The 18,762-nt window shown below is 60.0% G+C and carries 16 protein-coding genes; 12 read left to right on the plus strand and 4 right to left on the minus strand.

All coding sequences use genetic code 11. The features are described from left to right. Positions 1 to 30 precede the first annotated feature (30 nt). The 10 genes from BBF93_RS13145 to BBF93_RS13190 all read left to right on the plus strand — a co-directional run bounded on the left by BBF93_RS13145 (position 31) and on the right by BBF93_RS13190 (position 12,608). Complete coding sequence (locus BBF93_RS13145) at positions 31 to 1,200, plus strand: polysaccharide pyruvyl transferase family protein (RefSeq protein ID WP_114106226.1); 1,170 nt, start codon at positions 31 to 33, stop codon at positions 1,198 to 1,200. After that, a complete protein-coding gene (locus tag BBF93_RS13150; RefSeq protein ID WP_114106227.1) occupies positions 1,197 to 2,594 on the plus strand; it encodes a Coenzyme F420 hydrogenase/dehydrogenase, beta subunit C-terminal domain in 1,398 nt (465 codons plus the stop codon). The genes BBF93_RS13145 and BBF93_RS13150 overlap by 4 nt, the downstream gene beginning before the upstream one ends. Further along, on the plus strand, positions 2,591 to 3,160 hold the full coding sequence (locus BBF93_RS19950) for a putative colanic acid biosynthesis acetyltransferase (protein WP_114106228.1): 570 nt from the start codon (positions 2,591 to 2,593) through the stop codon (positions 3,158 to 3,160). Before BBF93_RS13150 ends, BBF93_RS19950 begins: the two co-directional genes overlap by 4 nt. After that, entirely contained in the window at positions 3,157 to 4,098 is a 942-nt protein-coding gene (locus BBF93_RS13160; protein ID WP_114106229.1) for a glycosyltransferase family 2 protein, read from the plus strand. The genes BBF93_RS19950 and BBF93_RS13160 overlap by 4 nt, the downstream gene beginning before the upstream one ends. A gap of 76 nt (positions 4,099 to 4,174) precedes the next feature. Further along, positions 4,175 to 5,104 (plus strand): sulfate adenylyltransferase subunit CysD, encoded by a 930-nt coding sequence (gene cysD / locus BBF93_RS13165; protein WP_114106230.1) that lies wholly within the window; start codon positions 4,175 to 4,177, stop codon positions 5,102 to 5,104. After that, positions 5,104 to 7,011, plus strand: a complete 1,908-nt coding sequence (gene cysN / locus BBF93_RS13170; RefSeq protein WP_114106231.1) for a sulfate adenylyltransferase subunit CysN — start codon at positions 5,104 to 5,106, stop codon at positions 7,009 to 7,011. Before cysD ends, cysN begins: the two co-directional genes overlap by 1 nt. A gap of 116 nt (positions 7,012 to 7,127) precedes the next feature. Then, positions 7,128 to 7,823 (plus strand): polysaccharide biosynthesis/export family protein, encoded by a 696-nt coding sequence (locus BBF93_RS13175; protein ID WP_114106232.1) that lies wholly within the window; start codon positions 7,128 to 7,130, stop codon positions 7,821 to 7,823. An 18-nt stretch (positions 7,824 to 7,841) separates the two neighbouring features. Beyond that, the gene (locus BBF93_RS13180; protein WP_114106233.1) at positions 7,842 to 10,106 is read left to right on the plus strand and encodes a polysaccharide biosynthesis tyrosine autokinase; all 2,265 of its coding nucleotides are present in this window, start codon (positions 7,842 to 7,844) and stop codon (positions 10,104 to 10,106) included. After that, entirely contained in the window at positions 10,096 to 11,211 is a 1,116-nt protein-coding gene (locus BBF93_RS13185; RefSeq protein WP_114106234.1) for a hypothetical protein, read from the plus strand. Before BBF93_RS13180 ends, BBF93_RS13185 begins: the two co-directional genes overlap by 11 nt. Further along, positions 11,208 to 12,608 carry an O-antigen ligase gene (locus BBF93_RS13190; RefSeq protein WP_114106235.1) on the plus strand — a complete coding sequence of 467 codons (1,401 nt, stop codon included), beginning with the start codon at positions 11,208 to 11,210 and terminating at the stop codon, positions 12,606 to 12,608. The genes BBF93_RS13185 and BBF93_RS13190 overlap by 4 nt, the downstream gene beginning before the upstream one ends. Here BBF93_RS13190 and BBF93_RS20075 read toward each other — a convergent pair. From BBF93_RS20075 to BBF93_RS19565, 4 genes are all read right to left on the minus strand, one after another. Next, positions 12,564 to 12,941, minus strand: a complete 378-nt coding sequence (locus tag BBF93_RS20075) for a VanZ family protein (protein WP_370454383.1) — start codon at positions 12,939 to 12,941, stop codon at positions 12,564 to 12,566. The genes BBF93_RS13190 and BBF93_RS20075 overlap by 45 nt on opposite strands. Positions 12,942 to 13,078: 137 nt before the next feature. Next, positions 13,079 to 14,128, minus strand: coding sequence for a mannose-1-phosphate guanylyltransferase (locus BBF93_RS13195; RefSeq protein WP_162786564.1), 1,050 nt, complete (start codon positions 14,126 to 14,128; stop codon positions 13,079 to 13,081). A 511-nt stretch (positions 14,129 to 14,639) separates the two neighbouring features. Then, entirely contained in the window at positions 14,640 to 16,355 is a 1,716-nt protein-coding gene (locus BBF93_RS13200; RefSeq protein ID WP_162786565.1) for a nitrogen regulation protein NR(II), read from the minus strand. Between the two features lie 313 nt (positions 16,356 to 16,668). Beyond that, positions 16,669 to 16,854, minus strand: coding sequence for a hypothetical protein (locus BBF93_RS19565; RefSeq protein ID WP_157532909.1), 186 nt, complete (start codon positions 16,852 to 16,854; stop codon positions 16,669 to 16,671). A gap of 382 nt (positions 16,855 to 17,236) precedes the next feature. On the opposite strand from BBF93_RS19565, the gene BBF93_RS20080 reads away from it, so the two are divergent. Together BBF93_RS20080 and BBF93_RS13210 are read left to right on the plus strand one after the other, a co-directional pair. Then, a complete protein-coding gene (locus BBF93_RS20080; RefSeq protein ID WP_162786566.1) occupies positions 17,237 to 17,515 on the plus strand; it encodes a PilZ domain-containing protein in 279 nt (92 codons plus the stop codon). Continuing rightward, positions 17,512 to 18,735 (plus strand): AGE family epimerase/isomerase, encoded by a 1,224-nt coding sequence (locus tag BBF93_RS13210; RefSeq protein WP_162786567.1) that lies wholly within the window; start codon positions 17,512 to 17,514, stop codon positions 18,733 to 18,735. Before BBF93_RS20080 ends, BBF93_RS13210 begins: the two co-directional genes overlap by 4 nt. The last annotated feature ends 27 nt before the right edge of the window (positions 18,736 to 18,762 follow it).

Here is an 18,762-nt window from a genome sequence, read left to right on the forward strand (position 1 = left end):
CTTTTCAACAAATACTTCCGGAGCCGATCCATGAAGATTGGTATACTGACTTATCATTTTGCCGACAGCTATGGCGCGCTGATGCAGGCGTACGCGCTGCGCGCATGGCTACGCGGCCAGGGCCATGACGCCCAATTCGTAAACTATCACCCGGCCTATGTTGAAGGCGGCGGCCCCTTTGATGCCCCCTGGGACCTGCGAAAATGGAAGAAGAATGCGACGATCCTCTATATGCGCCTGACCGCGCTGCAGAGAGGGCTCTTCGGCAATCGCCCCTATATTGAAAGCTTCGAGCAATTCCGGAAAGATCATCTCGGCGTATCCGGCCCTGCCCTCGAAACCCTGGAAGACGTGGCAGGCGGAGACCTGCCCGATGTATTGGTCTGCGGAAGTGATCAGATCTGGAACCCTTCCGCCCAGAGAGGGCTGGATCCGGTGTATTTTCTTCAGATTCCAGGCGCGGAACGCTGCTACAGGTTCTCCTATGCCGCCAGCTTCGGGCGGGCCACACTCGATCCCGCCTTTCATGCGGAAGCGGGAGAATTATTGTCCAGCCTCGACGGTATATCCGTCCGTGAGCAGAGCGGCATCGACATAGTCGGTTCCATTTCCGGCAGGATTGCCGTCTGTGTTCCCGATCCGACACTTTTGCTGGGGGACTTTTCCGGCCTGCTCGCGCATGCCGCCCCTGGCCCAAGCGGGCACATATTCAGCTACGCCCTGCGCGCAGGCGAGCCGGTTGCCGCCATTTGCCGCCAGGCTGCCTCCCGCCTCGAAGCTGAAGTCGTTTCGCCCTTCAACCCGGCCCGTCGGTGGCCGAAGATCGGAAAGACCATCTACCCCTCGCCCATAGACTGGCTGGCGGGAATTGACCGGTCTGCGCTCGTGGTTTCAAATTCGTTTCACGGCATAGCCCTGTCGATTATCCTGCAACGGCCCTTCATTGCCGCGTCCCTGCCTGGCGCCAAGCAAGGTTTGTCTGAGCGAATCCGGAACCTCCTGATCCTTGCCGGTCTGGAAGATCGTCTGGTTACAGAATATGACGAACACCGCATAGACGAGCTTATCCAGACGCCCATTAACTGGCTGCAGACAGATCAGCGTCTCCGGGCGCAGAGGAAGGATGGCGAGCAGTTCCTGCAGTTGCAGCTTGCCGCCGCCCTCCGCACCCGGCCTCCGGAACAGGAGCCGGCATCGTGAGCGACGCCCACACCAATCTGAAAAAAGTCCGTGATGGCGGATATTGCGTCGGATGCGGCGCCTGCGCCCTCCCGGGTGGGCCGGGCGGGAAAATGCGCATGACCCCCTATGGCGAGTACGAGCCCGACCTTGCGGCCACCGTTTCCCCCTCACAGCTTGAAAAGGCCTGCCCTTTCCTTGCCCCCGAGCTTGATGAAGACCGTCTTGCAGAGGCGTTTCTAGACGGGCGCGAGCAGTCGAGCCGCGAACTGGGATATTACAATTCCATCTCGGCTGCGCATGTTGAGGAAGCAGAATGGCGCGCCAATGGCAGCTCCGGAGGCATGGTCTCATGGCTCGCTGCGGAACTGCTTCGCACCGGCCAGATAGACGGCGTCATTCACGCGCGGCCGGTTTCTCCTGCGCCTCCTGGCGGCCCCTTTTATACCTACGGCATCAGCCGGACCGTGGACGACGTCGCCACAGCCGCGCACTCTCACTATCATGTGGTGGAAATGTCCGGGGTGTTGGAAGAAGTCCTGGAAACCCCCGGACGTTACCTGTTCATCGGCGTCCCCTGCTTCGTCAAGGCGATCCGGCGCCTGCAGACACTTGACCCCCGCCTGAACGAGCGGATCGCCTTCACGATCGGACTGGTCTGCGGCCACCTCAAGAGCGTCAACTGGTCTCTTTCTCTGGGCTGGGGCGCGGGGATCCCACCTGAAGAGCTCGCCGCCATCCGCTTCAGGGAAAAGGGCGAAGATATTCCCGCCAAGTCCTACCATTTCGCCGTCAGAGCACGCGGCTCGGATGATTTTCTTGTCCACGACGCGGCCAGCATCGCAGGCGGACGGTTCAATACCGGCGCCATGATGCTGCGTGCCTGCGACTTCTGTGATGATGTCGTCGGTGAGACCGCCGACCTCACCGTAGGCGATGCATGGCTCCCCGAATACCAGTTCGACTGGCGGGGGAAGAACATGGTCGTCATCCGGAGCGCCCATCTCGAGGCCCTGATTCAAGCAGCCTTCAATGCGGGCCGGCTGAGCCTCACTCCGTTGAGCGCGCGGCAGGCAGCAGACGCTCAATCCGGTGGCTTCCGGCATAGACGTGAAGGGCTCGCCTATCGCCTTGAAGGCAAAAAGGCGCGGGGCGAGTGGCATCCGGTCAAGCGGTCCTTCAAGGTCCGCCCTCCCTCCCCCCTCCGCCGCCTCATCTATACGCTGCGCCAGGAGGTCTCCCTGATCTCACGGGAGGCCTTCGTCCGGGCCCGAAGCGCCGGAAACTTCGAAGTTTATGCTGGCTCCGTGCGCCGGGCGATGCAGCGGCTGAGATTTGCGGAACTGGTGTCCGCAGCCCCCCGCATCCTTTCGGTTCGTATCCGGCATGTTCTTTCAAAGGGCCGGAGATCATGACCGTTACATCGACCGAAAGACTGTACAAGGACCGGTTGTCGATCGGCAACAAGGTCTCGCGCCGCCTGTGGGGGCTGGCCCGTATCCTGCTTTTCAGCTGGACGCCAGATTACGGGTTCAATGGCTGGCGGATTATGGTCCTGAAGCTATTCGGAGCTCGCATTGGCCATGGATGCAAGATTGCTCCGGATTGCAGTATTTGGGCGCCCTGGAATTTGAGGATGGGGAATTATGTCTGCCTCGCAGCAGGCGTCGATTGCTACAATGTCGCCCTCATCAGGCTGGATGATCACGTCACCATTAGCCAGCGCTCATACCTTTGTTCAGCGTCCCATGACATCCGCCTGCTCGCCCGCCCTCTGACGTACGCGCCCATCCATATTCGGCAACATGCCTGGGTCTGCGCCGAAGCGATGATCGGTCCGGGCGTCGAGATCGGCGATGGCAGCGTTGCGGCAGCCCGCGCCGTGGTCATGAAAAGCGTGCCCCCCTGGACCGTTGTTGGCGGTAATCCCGCCGTCACCATCAAGGCGCGCGTTCTGGCTCAATCCGAGCTGCTGCAATGAACGACATCCACGCCATAATCCTTACGCTGAATGAGGAAATGCACATTGAGCGGTGTATCCGCAGCCTGTCGGATCAATGCGCGTCGGTAACAGTGGTTGACAGCGGATCTTCAGATCGAACCTGCGAGATTGCCCGCAATCTCGGCGCCCGCGTCATCGTCAATCCCTTTATCAATCATGCCCAGCAGATGAATTTCGCCATCGATCAGGTGTCCGGTTCCGGAGGCTGGCTGTTCCGTATAGATGCTGACGAAGTGCTTTCCCAGGACAGCCGTGAAAGCCTGCGAGACGCCGTTCTTCGCGCGGCGCCAGACGTGCAGGCTTTTGTGGTCATGCGCCGGATTCATTTTCTCGGCCAGCGCATCCGTCATGGCGCCGTTGAGCCAAGCTGGCAGTTGCGCCTTTGGCGAGCCGATGCGGGGCGCTGTGAACAGCGATGGATGGACGAGCATATTCTTGTGCGGGGCCGGGTAGACCGCTCCGGCATCGTGATTGCAGACATAAATCTCAATTCTCTTGGCTGGTGGACCGCAAAGCACAACGGCTATGCCAGCCGGGAAGCCATCGAACAGCTCAATGAAGTCCATGGCTTTCTCCCGGTAAGCACGCTGCAAGGGGCAGGCGCCAGTGCCCAGGCCCGCCGAAAGCGCTTCCTGAAACATCATCTTTACAGGCGCATTCCCCCTAGCCTGCGTGCCGCAATATACTTCGTTTGGCGGTATGTGTTCAGGTTCGGCTTTCTGGATGGGCGGCCAGGATGGTATTTCCATCTGCTTCAGGGATTCTGGTATCGAACGCTGGTCGATGCGAAGGTCATGGAAATTCAGCGCTATGCGGACGAACACCACATCAGCATCACTGCGGCAATTGAAACGCTGACCGGCATCGCCCCTCTCCCCCCGACCAACACTAAGGCCGAGCCCAAGGCCAACGCGTAGTTAAATCACTCCATCCCCAAAACCAGCTGGCCCCGCCAGTGCCAACGATTTGTCTCTCCCAGAAGAAGGCGTCCCCATGACCTCCGCCCACCCTCCGCCTACCAGCAGACCCTTCAGCCATCTTGATCGCCTCGAAGCAGAGAGCATCCACATCATGCGGGAAGTGGTTGCCCAGGCGGAAAACCCGGTAATGCTCTATTCAATCGGCAAGGATTCTGCGGTGATGCTCCACCTTGCCGCAAAGGCTTTCTATCCTTCCCGCCCGCCCTTTCCGCTGATGCATGTCGATACGACCTGGAAGTTCCGGGAGATGATCGAATTCCGGGACCGGAAGGCCGCCGAGATAGGCATGGACCTGATTGTACACATCAATCAGGAAGGAATTGACGAAGGCGTTGGTCCGTTTACGCATGGTTCAGCCCACCATACGGACGTGATGAAGACCCAGGCGCTGCGTCAGGCGCTCGATCGCTACCGGTTTGATGCAGCCTTCGGCGGCGCCCGCCGGGATGAAGAAAAGTCCAGAGCCAAGGAGCGGATCTTTTCCTTCCGCTCTGCCGGCCACAGATGGGATCCCAAACGCCAGCGTCCGGAGCTATGGGACCTCTACAATGCCCGCACGCGGCCGGGGGAGAGCATGCGTGTCTTCCCGCTCTCCAATTGGACCGAGCTGGATATCTGGCAATACATAAGACGGGAACGGATCGATATCGTTCCTCTGTATTTCTCTGCCGAGCGCCCTGTTGTCGAATGGAATGGCGCCCTGATCATGGTGGATGATGACCGCATGCCCGCCGAACTGCTCGCCAAGGCGACCCCGAAATCCGTCCGGTTCCGGACGCTCGGTTGCTATCCCCTGACAGGCGCTGTCGAAAGCGAAGCTACCACGCTCGACGCCATCATACAGGAAATGCTGCTCGCCAGATCATCCGAGCGCCAAGGCCGCGTGATCGACACCGACCAGTCGGCATCCATGGAAAAGAAAAAGCAGGAAGGTTACTTCTGATGCGCCTGACAGACGAACTGATTACGACAGACATCGCCGCCTACCTCACCCGGCAGGAAGAAAAGTCCTTGCTGCGTTTCATTACCTGCGGCTCGGTTGACGATGGAAAATCCACGCTGATTGGCCGGCTGCTCTACGACTCCAAGATGATCTTCGAGGATCAGCTTGCGGCCCTTGAGGCCGATTCCCGCAAGATGGGGACGCAAGGCGAGAACATCGACTTTGCCCTGCTCGTCGATGGTCTTGCGGCTGAGCGTGAGCAGGGTATCACGATTGATGTCGCCTATCGCTTCTTCAGCACCGATAAGCGGAAATTCATCGTCGCCGACACGCCCGGACATGAACAGTATACGCGCAATATGGCAACGGGCGCGTCCACAGCAGACCTGGCCATCCTTCTCGTTGATGCCCGTAAGGGGATTATCACCCAGACCCGCCGGCATGCCTTCATCGTCACCCTGCTCGGCATCAGGAAACTGGTTCTGGCGGTCAACAAGATGGATCTTGTGGACTGGGATCCGGAAGTCTTCGATGCCATCGATGCGGAGTTCTACAATTTCTCGCACCAGCTGGCGGGGGATCTTGAAATCCAGGCTATCCCACTCTCTGCCCTGAACGGGGACAATATGCTGCTCCCCTCCGAGCAGATGAAATGGTATAATGGTCCGACACTCCTTCAGCATCTTGAGAGCGTCAGCCTTGACCCAAAGCATCGTACCGAACCTTTCCGGTTGCCGGTGCAATGGGTCAACCGGCCCGATTCCGAGTTCCGGGGTTTTTCCGGCACCATCACGTCCGGGGCCGTGAAGGTCGGGGACCGTATCCGGTCAATGCCCTCCGCGCGCGAAAGCGAAGTGACACGGATTGTCACCTATGACGGCGACCTCCCGGAAGCCTCCGCGGGACAGGCCGTCACGCTGACGCTCGCGGATGAAATTGATACCTCACGCGGCGACATCCTTGCCTGCGCCACGGCGTCGCCTGAAGTGTCGGATCAGTTCCAGGCCCATATTCTCTGGATGAGCGAGGCCGACATGCTGCCCGGCCGGCGTTATCTGATGCGGATCGGCACCCAGACGGTAACGGCAACCATAAACGCCCCCAAATACCGCATCGACGTCAACGACATGCAGCACCGCCCGGCCAGAACGCTCGGCCTGAACGATATCGGCGTCTGCACCCTGTCGCTGGAACAACCTATCGCCTATGATCCGTTTACGGCTGCCCGGAAAACGGGGAGCTTCATCCTTCTTGACCGCAACACAAACGACACCATCGGCATGGGCCTGATCGATTTCGGCCTGAGGCGGGCGGACAATATTCACTGGCAGACGCTGGATATCAGCCGCGACGACCTGGCTGATCTGAAATCCCAGCGTCCGGCTGTGCTCTGGTTCACCGGCATCTCCGGCTCCGGCAAATCCACCATCGCCAATGCCCTTCAACGCCGCCTGCATTCGGTGGGGAAACACACCTTCCTGATGGATGGGGACAATGTCCGCCACGGGCTCAATCGCGATCTCGGCTTCACCGATGCAGACCGGGTTGAAAACATCCGCCGTGTGTCGGAAGTCGCGAAGCTCATGAGCGATGCCGGCCTGATCACGATTGTCTCCTTCATCTCTCCCTTCGAAGCCGAACGGCAGATGGCGCGCCGGCTCATGCAGGCTGGTGAATTTGTCGAGATATTCATCGATACCCCCCTCGCGGTTGCGGAAGGCCGCGATGTGAAAGGACTGTACAGAAAGGCCCGCGCCGGCGAGATCTTGAACTTTACCGGGATCAACAGCCCCTACGAGCCCCCTGCATTCCCGGAAATTAGAATTGATACCACCCGGACGGACATTGACGCGGCAGCCGGCCAGATACTCGACTGGCTGAGCGAAAAAGGCTTCCTCGACCGCTAGATCCCCTCTCAGACTACCCAAATGGGGAATGCTCCGAAGCTCAGCAACTGCCATTGTTGAGAGGGGCATCCATTTGTCTATCGCAGGGTCCTGGGGGACGTTGACGGCAGTTTTCAATGCGAGATGATATTATGGCCAGAGTGTTCTGGATTTCCATTCTGTTCCTGCTTGCCATCACAGCCTGCTCTTCAAGCAATGGTCTGAATGCAACGCAGACAAACCTCCCGCCTCCAGACACAACCTATACCGCAAGGACGGCCGAGTTCCGGGCAGGACCGTTCGATGAAGTCCAGATTCGTGTCAGAGACATGAGCGACCTGAACGGTACCTACTATCTCAATCTGGACGGACGCACCAAGCTGCCCATGCTGGGCGATATGGACTTTGCCGGGAAGACATCTTTTGAAATCGCAACACTGATCGAGGAAAGGCTGTCTGCCACCTACTTGCAGTCTCCGGACGTTGTTGTCTCCCTTAAACCTGCCTTTATCGAACAGGTCACGGTAGAAGGCGCCATCAGGAAGCCAGGCACATATGACGCCAAGCCCGGCCTGACCCTGCTGGAAACAATTGCCCTGAGCGGCGGCGCGTCCGAGACCGCAAATCAGAGACGAGCCATCATTGTACGCACAATTGATGGCCAGAGACAGATGGCCGCATTCGACCTCATCGCCATCCGGGAAGGTTCAGCCGCCGACCCGCTGATCTATGGTAATGATCTCATCATCGTCGATGGGTCACGTGTCCGAAGCGTGTTCCTCGATATCGTGCGGACCAGTCCCATTATCGCGGTCTTCCGTCCCCTCTTCTAGCTTAAATCAAGTAGAGTCATGGCCCCTGGCACACCCCATCCCGAACTCCCGGCACGCCCACCGGGAAGCGCCAACCTTGCCGGAAACCGGCCTGTGGATATCTCGCTCGATACCCTCGCGCGAGAAGCCGATTGGCAGGACGAGAGTGATGTCAATATCAGGCAGCTGTTCAACACGATCTTCAAGCGCAAATGGATGATCCTTGGCATCGTCTTTCTGGGCCTGGCGATCGGGTACATCAACACGCTGAGAACCCAGCCGCTTTACCGGGCAAATGCCACCATCGAAATCGCCAAGGAAGCTGCGCGCATTCTCGATCAGGGCATGGCGGAGCCGCAGGTCATTGCCGATGCCGAGTTCATGGCAACTCAATCGACATTGCTCAGGAGCCGGGAGCTGGCCGCAAGGACTGCCGAAAGCTTGAGCCTTACTGACCGCCCTGAATATGCGGATGCCTCCCTGCCTGACGCTCACCGCCTGGAGGCCGCTACCAACAGGATCCTCTCCCGGCTCAGGATCGTACCCGAAGGCAGATCGCGGATACTGCGGATCGAATACATTTCCACCGACCCGCTCGATGCTGCCCGTGTCGCCAATGCTTTGGTGGAAAACTTCATAGAATCCAGCCTTGAGCGACGCTACAATACCACCGCCTATGCCCGCCATTTCGTTGAAGACCGCTTGATCGCCGCACGGAAGGCACTGGAAGAGGCTGAATCCAGCCTCACCGAATATGCCGCGCGCGAAGGCTTCATCGAGCTTGGAAACGACACTTCCATTTATGCTCTGGACGGATCAACCGTCATCAGCCTCAATCAGCAACTTGCCGATGCCCAGGGCCAGCGGATTGCCGCTTACGAAAAGTTCGCTCAGGCGAGCGCCAATCCCAGCAGCATCGAAATCGAAAGCAGCCAGGAATTGAGGAGGCTCCGGGAAAATCGGTTCAACTTGCAGACAGAATATGAAAACAAGCTGCTGATATACCGTCCGGAGTATCCAGATGTAGTGAAGCTCCGTCAGCAGATTGAACTGGTGGATGCCGAGATCCTTGCCGAGCGCGACCGAATTATCTCCGGGCTCGAATCCAACTACCTGGCCGCGCGCGAGAAGGAAGCCTCGCTTAGCCAAAGGATCGATGAACTCAAGGCTCAGCTCATTGATCTGCGGGGCCGGAATGTTCAGTATGATATTCTTCAGCGTCAGGTCGACACCAACCGCTCTCAGTACGAAGCTTTGCTGACACGCCTCAAGGAATTGACGGCCGCAGAAGGGATTGGCGCCAGCCAGATCTCGATCGTCGATCGCGCGACACCTCCGGGCAACCCCTACGAACCGCGCCTGTATCGCTCCCTGCTTCTGGCGGGAACAATTGCGCTTCTTCTTGGATCTGGCCTTGCCTTCCTGCTCAATTATTTGGACGACACCATCCGCGTCCCGGAAGAGCTCGCAGACAAGCTTGGCTTGTCCATCCTGGGCATCGTGCCGTCGGCGAAGGGGAAGGCAGACATGATCACCGAGCTGCTGAGGGATGCGCGAAATCCTTTGGCCGAAGGGTTCTTCTCCATCCGCGCCAACCTCCTGTTCAGCACCAGCGCCGGTGTCCCGCGAAGCATTGCCCTGACGAGCAACAGTCCCGGCGAGGGAAAGTCCACCTGCTGCGTGGGCATCGCCTTGGCCTTTGCGCGCTCAGACTACCGTGTCCTGATCATTGATGCAGACATGCGCAGGCCCTCCTTCGCCACTGACAACGGAACATCGGTCGGGCTGTCGGGTCTTCTGGCCTCCAATGCCACGCTGTCCTCCCAGATTGTTTCGGGTGAGGAGGAAAACCTGTTCCTTCTTCCCGCCGGTCGCGTTCCGCCAAATCCTGCAGAACTTCTTTCCAGTCAGAAACTTTTCGACATCCTGAACGAAAGCCGCCAATCCTTTGACCTTGTCATTGTCGACTGCCCGCCCGTGCTTGGATTTGCTGACAGTCCGATCCTTGCAAATGCCTGTGATGCCACAGTGTTTGTGGTGCAGGCGAGCCGCGCTCGCCGGACCGCCATTCTGCGCTCACTAGACCGTTTGAAATCCACCAGCGCCCGGATCACGGGCGCCATCCTTACCAAGTTCGATGCACGCAAGGTGGGGTATGACTATGATTATTACTATACCACCTACGGCCCTGGCGCCTTCGACTATGCCCCATCCGCTCGCGGCTCGCGCCGGCGCGTGCGTGAGATAGGCTGGTTCAAGACACGCGGCGGCGACACCAGGGACCCGCCAGCCGATGCTGGCTAGCCGGCTCGTTTTGGCTGTCTCAGCGTTTCTTCTGGCGCTGCTATCGGTCCATTTTGCCCTGTTTTCTGCCCCCCGGATGGCCGAACTGAGACAAGGCACACGCGAGCTTTCCCCATCAGGGCCCGCCAATGCGCAGGACACGGATCGTCTCGCCACCCTCGCAGCTGCCGAGCCGCTGGACACCGGTCCCTATATCGCCCTGGCCATATCTGCTGCAGGGACAGAGCAGGCCGGCCGGCTGGCAGATGCGATCCAGTTGCGCAATCCGCGTAGCCGGTCCGCCTGGCTTATCCGGCTGGATATTGCCCAGAGCCGGCAGGATATGCCTGGCCTGCTGACCGCGCTCACACGCCTCTACATCCTCGATCCGGCCCGGCGCAGCATCTATCTAGACTTGATCACCCAGATCGCAGCCGAGCCGGGCCATGCCGGCGCATTTCTCCCTGCCCTCTCTCAGCAGCCGCCCTGGGGACGGGAAGTGGCAGACCGGCTTTTGGAGACGCAGGCAGATACCCGTCACCTCGCCGCCATTCTCACGCATTTTCCCAGCCGGCAAAGCCGTCTCCTCAACCGGCTGATCGCCGGGGGCGCCTGGGATGAAGCCTACATCACCTTCCTGTCCTTCGTGCCGCCGGAAATGCGGACTGGGCTGACCACACCTGTCGATGGAGAGTTCCGCGGGCTGGGCTTGCCCACGCCTTTCACCTGGACGGCCAATCGCTCCCAAACACGGCTTGAGCCAGAGGGCGGCCTGGCCGTCCGGTTCTCCGGCCGCAGCAACACCTGGCTTGCCTGGCAGATTCTGGCCCTATCCCCTGGCTCCTATACACTCGCCACAGAACTCTCCGGAAGCAGCACCCTTGATGGCGGATACCTCAGATGGGAAATACGTTGCGCCAAGGGCCCAGGCCTGCAGCGCCTCGACATCCAGGACCTGTCTTCGGCAACCCGGCGCCATTCAATCGAGGTAACCATTCCGCAGGCTGATTGTCCCTATCAGCGCCTCAGCCTGAGCGGGATAGGAGGCACTTTCCCTGCGCCCCTGCAAGCCGTCATTTCCCGCGTGACCCTTACGCGGGATCCTTCCGCCGCCCGGTTGCCGTGAAGCCTGCCCTCTCTCTTCTCGCTTTTGTGCCTGCTGCGGCGTATCTGGCGCTCTGCCTCATCTTCGGCGGCGCGAGCCGGCCAACTCCCTGGCCTCCGGCCTGGTTCGGCTATACCGGTCTTGTCCTGGTCCTGATCCTGGCATTTCCGTGCTTTGCCCTGCGCAGGTCATCAGAGGCCATCTCTGGCCCTTTCCTCGTCCTGCTTCACTTTGCGGCTCTGGCAGTCCTGCAACTGATCCCTCTGCCGGCCGAGCTCTGGTCTGCGCTCCCCGTCAGAGACCGGCTTTTGCAGGGCTTTGACCTTCTCGGCGCCCCGCCGCCAGATCGCTTGCCCCCTACCCTCTCGCCGGAAGCCACCTTCGAGGGCCTCCTCCGGATGTTTCCGGCGATGGCAATGCTGCTCCTTCTCGTTCCGGTAACCCGCCGATCCGGCATCCTGAGGCTGGTCTGGTTCATCGTCATCGCGGGCACCGCCGCCAGCGTGGCCGGTCTTCTGCAGCTTGCCGCGCCTGAACTGGCCCTTCCGGATATTCACCAGCTCGGCCCGCCCCACACCGCCTCCGGCCTGTTTGCCAACCAGAACCATCAGGCCACCTTCCTGCTGGTCTGTATGCCGATGGCTGCCGCGCTGGCGAGCTTCCATTCAAACGCCAGGCAGGAAGGCGACGCCAATGCCGGGCGCCGCCTCGTGCTGCTCGCCGCCATTCTTCTCCTGGCAGCCGGCGTATGGGCTACCGGTTCTCGGGCCGGGCTGGCGCTGCTTCTCCCTGTCATGATCCTGTGCTTTCCTGTCTGGCGCGGCAGAAGAGGCCCGCATGCCGGTCGGGCCGGCCTGCTGATCGTATTGTCCACCGTGGTGATTGGCGCCGCGGCGCTGTTGAACAGTTCCCGGCTCCCCGTTCCCGCCCTCGCGGATATGACCCTCTCGCAGGATGGGCGGGAAAGGATATGGCAACAGAGCGTGGACATCCTCAGGGACAACTGGATAACCGGGACAGGATCTGGCACATTTTCATCCGCCTACGCCCTGTATGAAGATCCCTCCTTCGTAACCGGCGTTTATGTGAACCATGCACACAACGAATACCTCCAGATCGCTGTCGAGATGGGCCTTACCGGCTGCCTGCTGATGGCCGTTACCTTGCTTGTGTGGAGCATCGCCTCCATTCGCATCTGGACACAGCCCGACGATGGGTGCCGCAGCCTGCGGCGGGCTGCCTCGGTGTCGGTTCTCGTCATACTGCTCCACAGTCTTGTGGATTATCCCGCCCGCACACCCGCGCTGCTGGTGCTCGGCGCGGCCCTGGTCTTCATCCAGTTTTTCCGGCCAGAAAAGGCCCCTGCAGCGAACCTACCGCCCGAGACGAGAAAGAAAGCCAGGGGCGTCGTTCTCTGACGTGTCGGGCATTCCTTCGCTCGGTGACAGCGCCACTGTGCGCCCCTCGCGCCCTCTGATCCAGCAAGGCAGGACCGCTGCGACGATACCCGCCATATCTGCCAGAACATCTTCCAGAGAGCCCTGACGGCCCACCCAGGGCTGCACAAGCTCAATCGCCGCGCCCAGCAGCAATACCGTTCCCGCAAGAAGCCAGCATGGCCGTCGCGGAAACGCGCCCAGAACCGTCAGCGTAAGAACATAAAATCCGATGGCATGCTGGATCTTGTCTGTCGGGAAAGACAGGTTTCGGGGATTTTGCGCCACCCCGTCCCCGAACGCAAAGAACAGCACGATGCCGGCAGACAGGCACAGCGCGAGCCGCCAGAACCACCGCGCGGCAAGCCAGCTCTCCCCCGGCTGAGCGGCCTTTCCGGCTAGCGCCTGTTCCTGGGTGATCGGGTCAGAACGGCGCGCCTCCTCCGGCGGGCTCAGAGCCGGTCTCTGTAGCAGCTGTCGCCAATGGCGGTCACGAGAGACCGGACATCCTGATCCCGCCCCTTGGGCAGGACAAGAACCACATCCTTGTCGGCAACAATGACGAGATCGGTCAGTCCGATTCCGGTAATCAGCGGGCCGTCACTGATCCCCACGCAGCCCTCGGACTCCATAAGCATCACCCTGTCCGTACCCGTACTGACCGGATAGTGCTCGCAAAAGCTCGACCATGACCCGATATCGCTCCATCCGGCTGAAACCGATGGGACAACCGCCATGTTCGAAACCTTCTCGATGACGGCCACATCCAGAGACTGCGAGGGAACACCTTCATAGGCCTCCCTCTCCAGAATCATGACCGGCCCCTCGCCGCCGGCGCTATCAAGGGCTCTCCGGGCGCCTTCCAGCACCTGGGGCGCATGCTGCTTGAACGCTTCAATCAGCACATCCGACCTGAACAGGAATATGCCGGAGTTCCAGAAATATTCGCCCGAGAGAACAAATGCTTCGGCCGACTGGCGATCGGGTTTTTCCCGAAATTGCGCAACGTCATGAACACCGTTCGATATCCGCGTGCCGCGCCGGATATAGCCATACCCCGTATGGGGCCCCGCCGGATCAATCCCAAAGACGATCATCCGCCCGTCCTGCGCGGCGCTGACCCCGGCACAGACGGCATCCCAGAACCCTTCCGGACGGCTCATATGGTGATCGGCCGGCATCAGCAACACCAGGCTTCCCGGTGCAGCCCGCTCCACGGAAAGAGCCGCCAGCGCCGCTACCATGGCGGTATTGCGGCTTTCCGGCTCGACAATCACCCGCTCCGGGATCATTCCCGAAACGGACAGATGGCTGAGAACGAAACTTGATTGCCCGGCGCCGCAGATGACTGAAAGTGGCGCAAGCGCCAACCGCTCGCTGCCGAGCTTCAATCGCCTGGCGGTCTGCTCGAGCAGGGATGGCTGTCCCGCCACACGGACGAACTGTTTGGGCAGCGCCTTGCGGGACAGTGGCCACAGCCGGCTGCCAGCGCCTCCACTCATGATCACCGGGAATAATCTGTCCCCTGCCAGTTCCCCGCGCTGTTCCATATGGTCTGCGTGCCCTTTCCTTCATCCATACGGCCCGCCGGCACAGAGATACCCCCAGCCGCCTCTGGCGCCGGTGAGCCCCTGGCCAGTGAGCCGCCCCAAGCCGGCAACAGGTCCGGCATCACGGGTGTGATCAACTAGGCGGCGCCTGCCCCCCATCGATAGCCCATAAAAGGTACCCCATACGGATGATGGTTATGAACATGCGCGCGATGGTAGGATTGGGTCGATGTCAGGTTGTCAGGCGGAGGAAACCAGCATGTCGTTAGTCGTATCTATCGGACTGATATGGGTGAGCGGAACAATCGGCTTTCTGGCGGGCGCCTGGTGGGCCAGCGCAACCCGTAAAGGCAGGCTCGCGGACGAAGCTTTCCCGCAGACTTCGGGCAACATGAAAGTTGCAGGCCAGGATAGGGCCTGAAGGCTGCAGCGGCCCTCTATCGGGCGCCCACGGGTGGCGGCTTCATGACATTGGGTCGCCCCCGCTCTCGTTCTGAAATTCCATCAGTGGCCAGAATATCCTGACGCGGGTTCCCGCCCCCAACGCAGAATCAATCTGGATCGCACCTTCATGTCCCCGTACAATGCGGGAGACGATCGCCATGCCCAGGCCGGTGCCATCAACCCCTTTGGTCGTGAAATAGGGGTGGAACATCTTGTCCGCCACCGAGGCTTCCATGCCGCAGCCATTGTCGCATACTTCCAGGCATACATAGCGGCGCCGGGAGTCTATCGATCCAATGGCCATCTTCCCACGGATCAGACTGGTTGACGCGGCAAATCCTGATACCCGGATCCATCGATCCACCTGCCCCGCCGGGAAGGCATCCCGTGAATTGACGACGAGGTTCAGGATAACCTGAAAGAATTCCGTCGGTTCGACCCTGAGGTAGTCATTGCCAGCGTGGCAAATCACTTCCAGAACAACATCGTCCGGCAGCGTGGGTTTTACGATGGCAGAGGCCTCTTTGACACTTTCGCAGAACCGGATCGGCACGGACTGATTGGACTGCACATCTTTTTCCAGGATCTTCCTTACCAGTCCGGAAGCCTGATCCGCCGCCTGAAGGATCCGCTGCGCATGAGAGACAACGTCTTCTTCCGGCCGCATCTCAATCAGCGCCGCAGAACCTGCAATCGAGGCGATCACATTGTTGAAATCATGAGCGAGCTCGCGGGCGAGTTGATCGTGCAATCCCGCGCCGCCGGCCGGTTGCCCCGCCGATGTTGCCTGCCAGCTCATCGCACCGGCGCCCAGCACATCACCTTCTGGCCAACCAGGCGCTTCCAGGAATTTGGCGCGCTTCCATAGCGGTAACATGAATGCCGCCATGCCGTCGGTTCTTTCCCCGGCTTCCGCTGCCCTACGCTTGTCCTGATTGACCCACAGCCCTCGATTCAGGGGCATTCCTGGCGCCCTTCCCGAATGACCTCCCGGCCCAGGAGCAGGAGACTGCCTGCCGGGCCCCGGCCTCTTCTCGTGGTGAAATGTCCGGCCGGCCATCATCGGCTGCCCGCCCGAAAGCTTCATCTCATCTCCCTTTGGCAGAAACGGATGCGCCGGTTCGGCCACGCCGGGCGAATGCCGGAGATGGGATGTTCCCGCCTGCCCGGCATCACCGGATTCATGAAGACCATCGAGCACATGGGCAATTGTCTTCAGCGAGATGGCTTCACGCAGCAGAAGCTGCCTTCGCTTTCTGGAAACCTTTATAAGAACGAGGCTTCGAACCTCACCTTTCCGCAGAACAGGAACGGCAATCAGCGATCTGGTGGGATCGTCTCTGACGAGAGACCTCAACGGGTGGGCAGGCGGCATGTCTTCGGAGATGCCAAGAGGGACGGCTTCCCCTGCAAGCAGCCGGTCCCAGTCCGGCCCGAACACGTCCGTGTGAATCCAGCGGCGAGGCACAAGGCGGCGCTGGAAGTTTGTTTCGCTCCATTCTTCCTCGGAGCAGAAAAAGCCATCCTGGCAGGTTATCCACAGACTGAACTTCTGAATGGACAGCAGACGGGCAAGCTTCCGCAGCGTTGCCTGAAGTACAACCGCCCTGCTCCCGATATCTGCCGTCATCAGCGGCCCAATGGCCTGCAGAACAATTGCTTCCGTTTTACTTGCCTGCAGCTCCCGCCGGAGCCCACTGGCCAACGAAGATCCCCCAGCAGCCGGAATGTCCAACTTCTGAGCCGCTCCCCCCTCCTGCGCCAAGCGCTTCAGGGTTCCCCAACTCCACGCCAGTATGTTCGCCGCACAGGATCGCAATCTGTGCCACTTGTCGCGAAATGGAACGCGCCGTCTTGGCAGGTGAAAGCGCAACCTGGCGATAATGCACCCTCCCCGTCACGTACGTCCGCCGCACAGCTGGCGAGCCGGGGCATGGGGACCAATGGATAACCGTGCATTAATGCGTGAACGCTCCGGGGACGTGCAAATCCCTGCCGCTGGAATTTCGGGCAAACCGCCCCTTCCAGAACATTCAGTTGGCGCTCCTTCAGCCATGCAGTTTCCCCACAGGCTTCGAAGGCCCCGCCAGAAAAGGCCCCTCGCAGGACAACGGATTTCGGATTTCATCCGCAAGCTGTTGTTCTGAAAACGCTGAAGGAACAGACAGTTCCACTGACAAATTCGACGAAAACTGCCAGCTCTTGCAGATTGAAAAAGACAGGTTCTCGGTCATTCGCATCTCCCTGATACAGAGAACCAGTTATCCGCCTATGAATCTGCAGCTGTAGCAGCAGCAGCAATTCACGCAATCGGGATGGCCGACCTAATTTCCAAGTGCAACCCTAGCATGGAAACAATCCTTCCGGGCCCATCCTTCCGGATAGCCCATATGGGGAGGATATTGAAATTCCCTCCGTCTACGTATTTCATAAACCTTTCCTGAGACTGTTTCAGGCCTGTGGAATTCTGGACTCCCGCAAGCGGGTTACCCATCCGGTCAGCTTGTTTGGAGAAGCGCTGAAGATCAGGGTGTGCATTGGCGCAAAGCGCCTCGAGGAACCCGTATTCTCAGGACTGCCATGCCAAGTAGGATTCTAACGCACAGTGCGCGCGATATGTTCCCGGCCGCCGCCGGGAATCGCCGCCTTTGGCCTCGCCGCCGCACGCTCAAAAGCGGACGTATCCTGTTCAATTTTTCGCGATCATCCATGGATGTACAAATTATAAACGTCTCGAAGGGCGGCGCTTGTCTGAGACTCGGCATTCCCTGGCCGTGCCCGAAGCTGTTTGAACTTGAAATTCCGACACCGAATTCGTCCACGCCGCGCATCATTCCATGCGAGGTCGCCTGGCAGAGAGGCGTGATGATCGGGGCCCGCCTGCGCAAGGCATGACCGGCAGAGACCCCCGGTCTCTTCCTTCCGCCTCCCCAACCGGTTCCGCCATCCAGGACAAGACATTCACCTTGCTTGCGCCCCATACCCTCAAAACCGTCCGGGCATGGACATATGAGCGCGCGCTTCCGTTCTGGATCGCGCACGGCATCGATCCCCTACATGGTGGCCCGGTCGAACTGCTGGAATATGATGGCGCCGCCTTGAAGCACGTTCCCGCCACGCGTCGGACACGGGTGTGCGGGCGCCAGCTCTACGTCTTCAGCCAGGCGCATCTGCTGGGCCTCCGCGGCGCGCTGGACGCCGCAGATCAGGTCTTCAGCTACATGACCACAAAGTTGTGGATGGGCGCAGACAGAGGCTGGTGCCGCACCGCGAGCGCTGAAGGGATACCTCTCGACCTCACCCCTGATCTCTACGATTTTGCGTTCTGCCTCTATGGCCTTGCCTGGTATCTGGAAGCCTCGGGCCGGCAGATCGCCCTGGAGTATGCCAACCAGACGCTGGACCTTGTGGAAAATCTTTTCCGGCACGGATCAGAAGCGGGATTCCACAACACATTTCCGCCCACCCTTCCCCGGCAGCAGAACCCGCATATGCATCTGCTCGAAGCGGTCCTGAAGCTTCAAACCGTGATACCCGCCCGCCATCACATCCGTATTGCGCGTGAACTGACAGATCTGTTCGTGCAACGCCTCTACCAGCCCCAGTCGAAAGCCCTCCCCGAATTCTTCACCGACGGCCTCCAGCCAATCGCTGAAGCTTGCGGCGCCATACGGATCGAGCCTGGGCATCATTTCGAATGGGCCTGGATTTTAGCGCAGCATCAGCTTCTGACAGGGGAGGATCATTCAGGCCTCATCCATGATCTGGTGCTGACCGCCGAAACGCTGGGCGTCTGCCAGACCTCCGGCCTCACCCTGAACGCCGTCGACCATACGGGAAAACAGCTCGACACCCAGTCGCGAACCTGGCCAAACACGGAGCGGATCAAGGGCTGGCTCGGACTTTACGAGGTCACCGGAACCTCCCCCTGGCCCCAGGTCGAAAGTGCCTGCAGCGCGCTCTTCCGGTTCCATCTGGGCCCATGCGTTCCAGAAGGCCTGTGGGTGGACGCCTTCACTCAGGACGGAAGGCTTCAGACAGCCACAACCCCTGCCTCAACCTTCTACCATATCCTGCTGGCCTTCTGCGAAATCCTCCGGCTGGCTCCGGAATAGCCCCGCCCATTCCCCCCGCGTCACCCC

Origin of the sequence: Hyphomonas sp. CACIAM 19H1, from assembly GCF_003325995.1 — a bacterium.
Classification (GTDB): Bacteria; Pseudomonadota; Alphaproteobacteria; order Caulobacterales; family Hyphomonadaceae; genus Hyphomonas; species Hyphomonas polymorpha.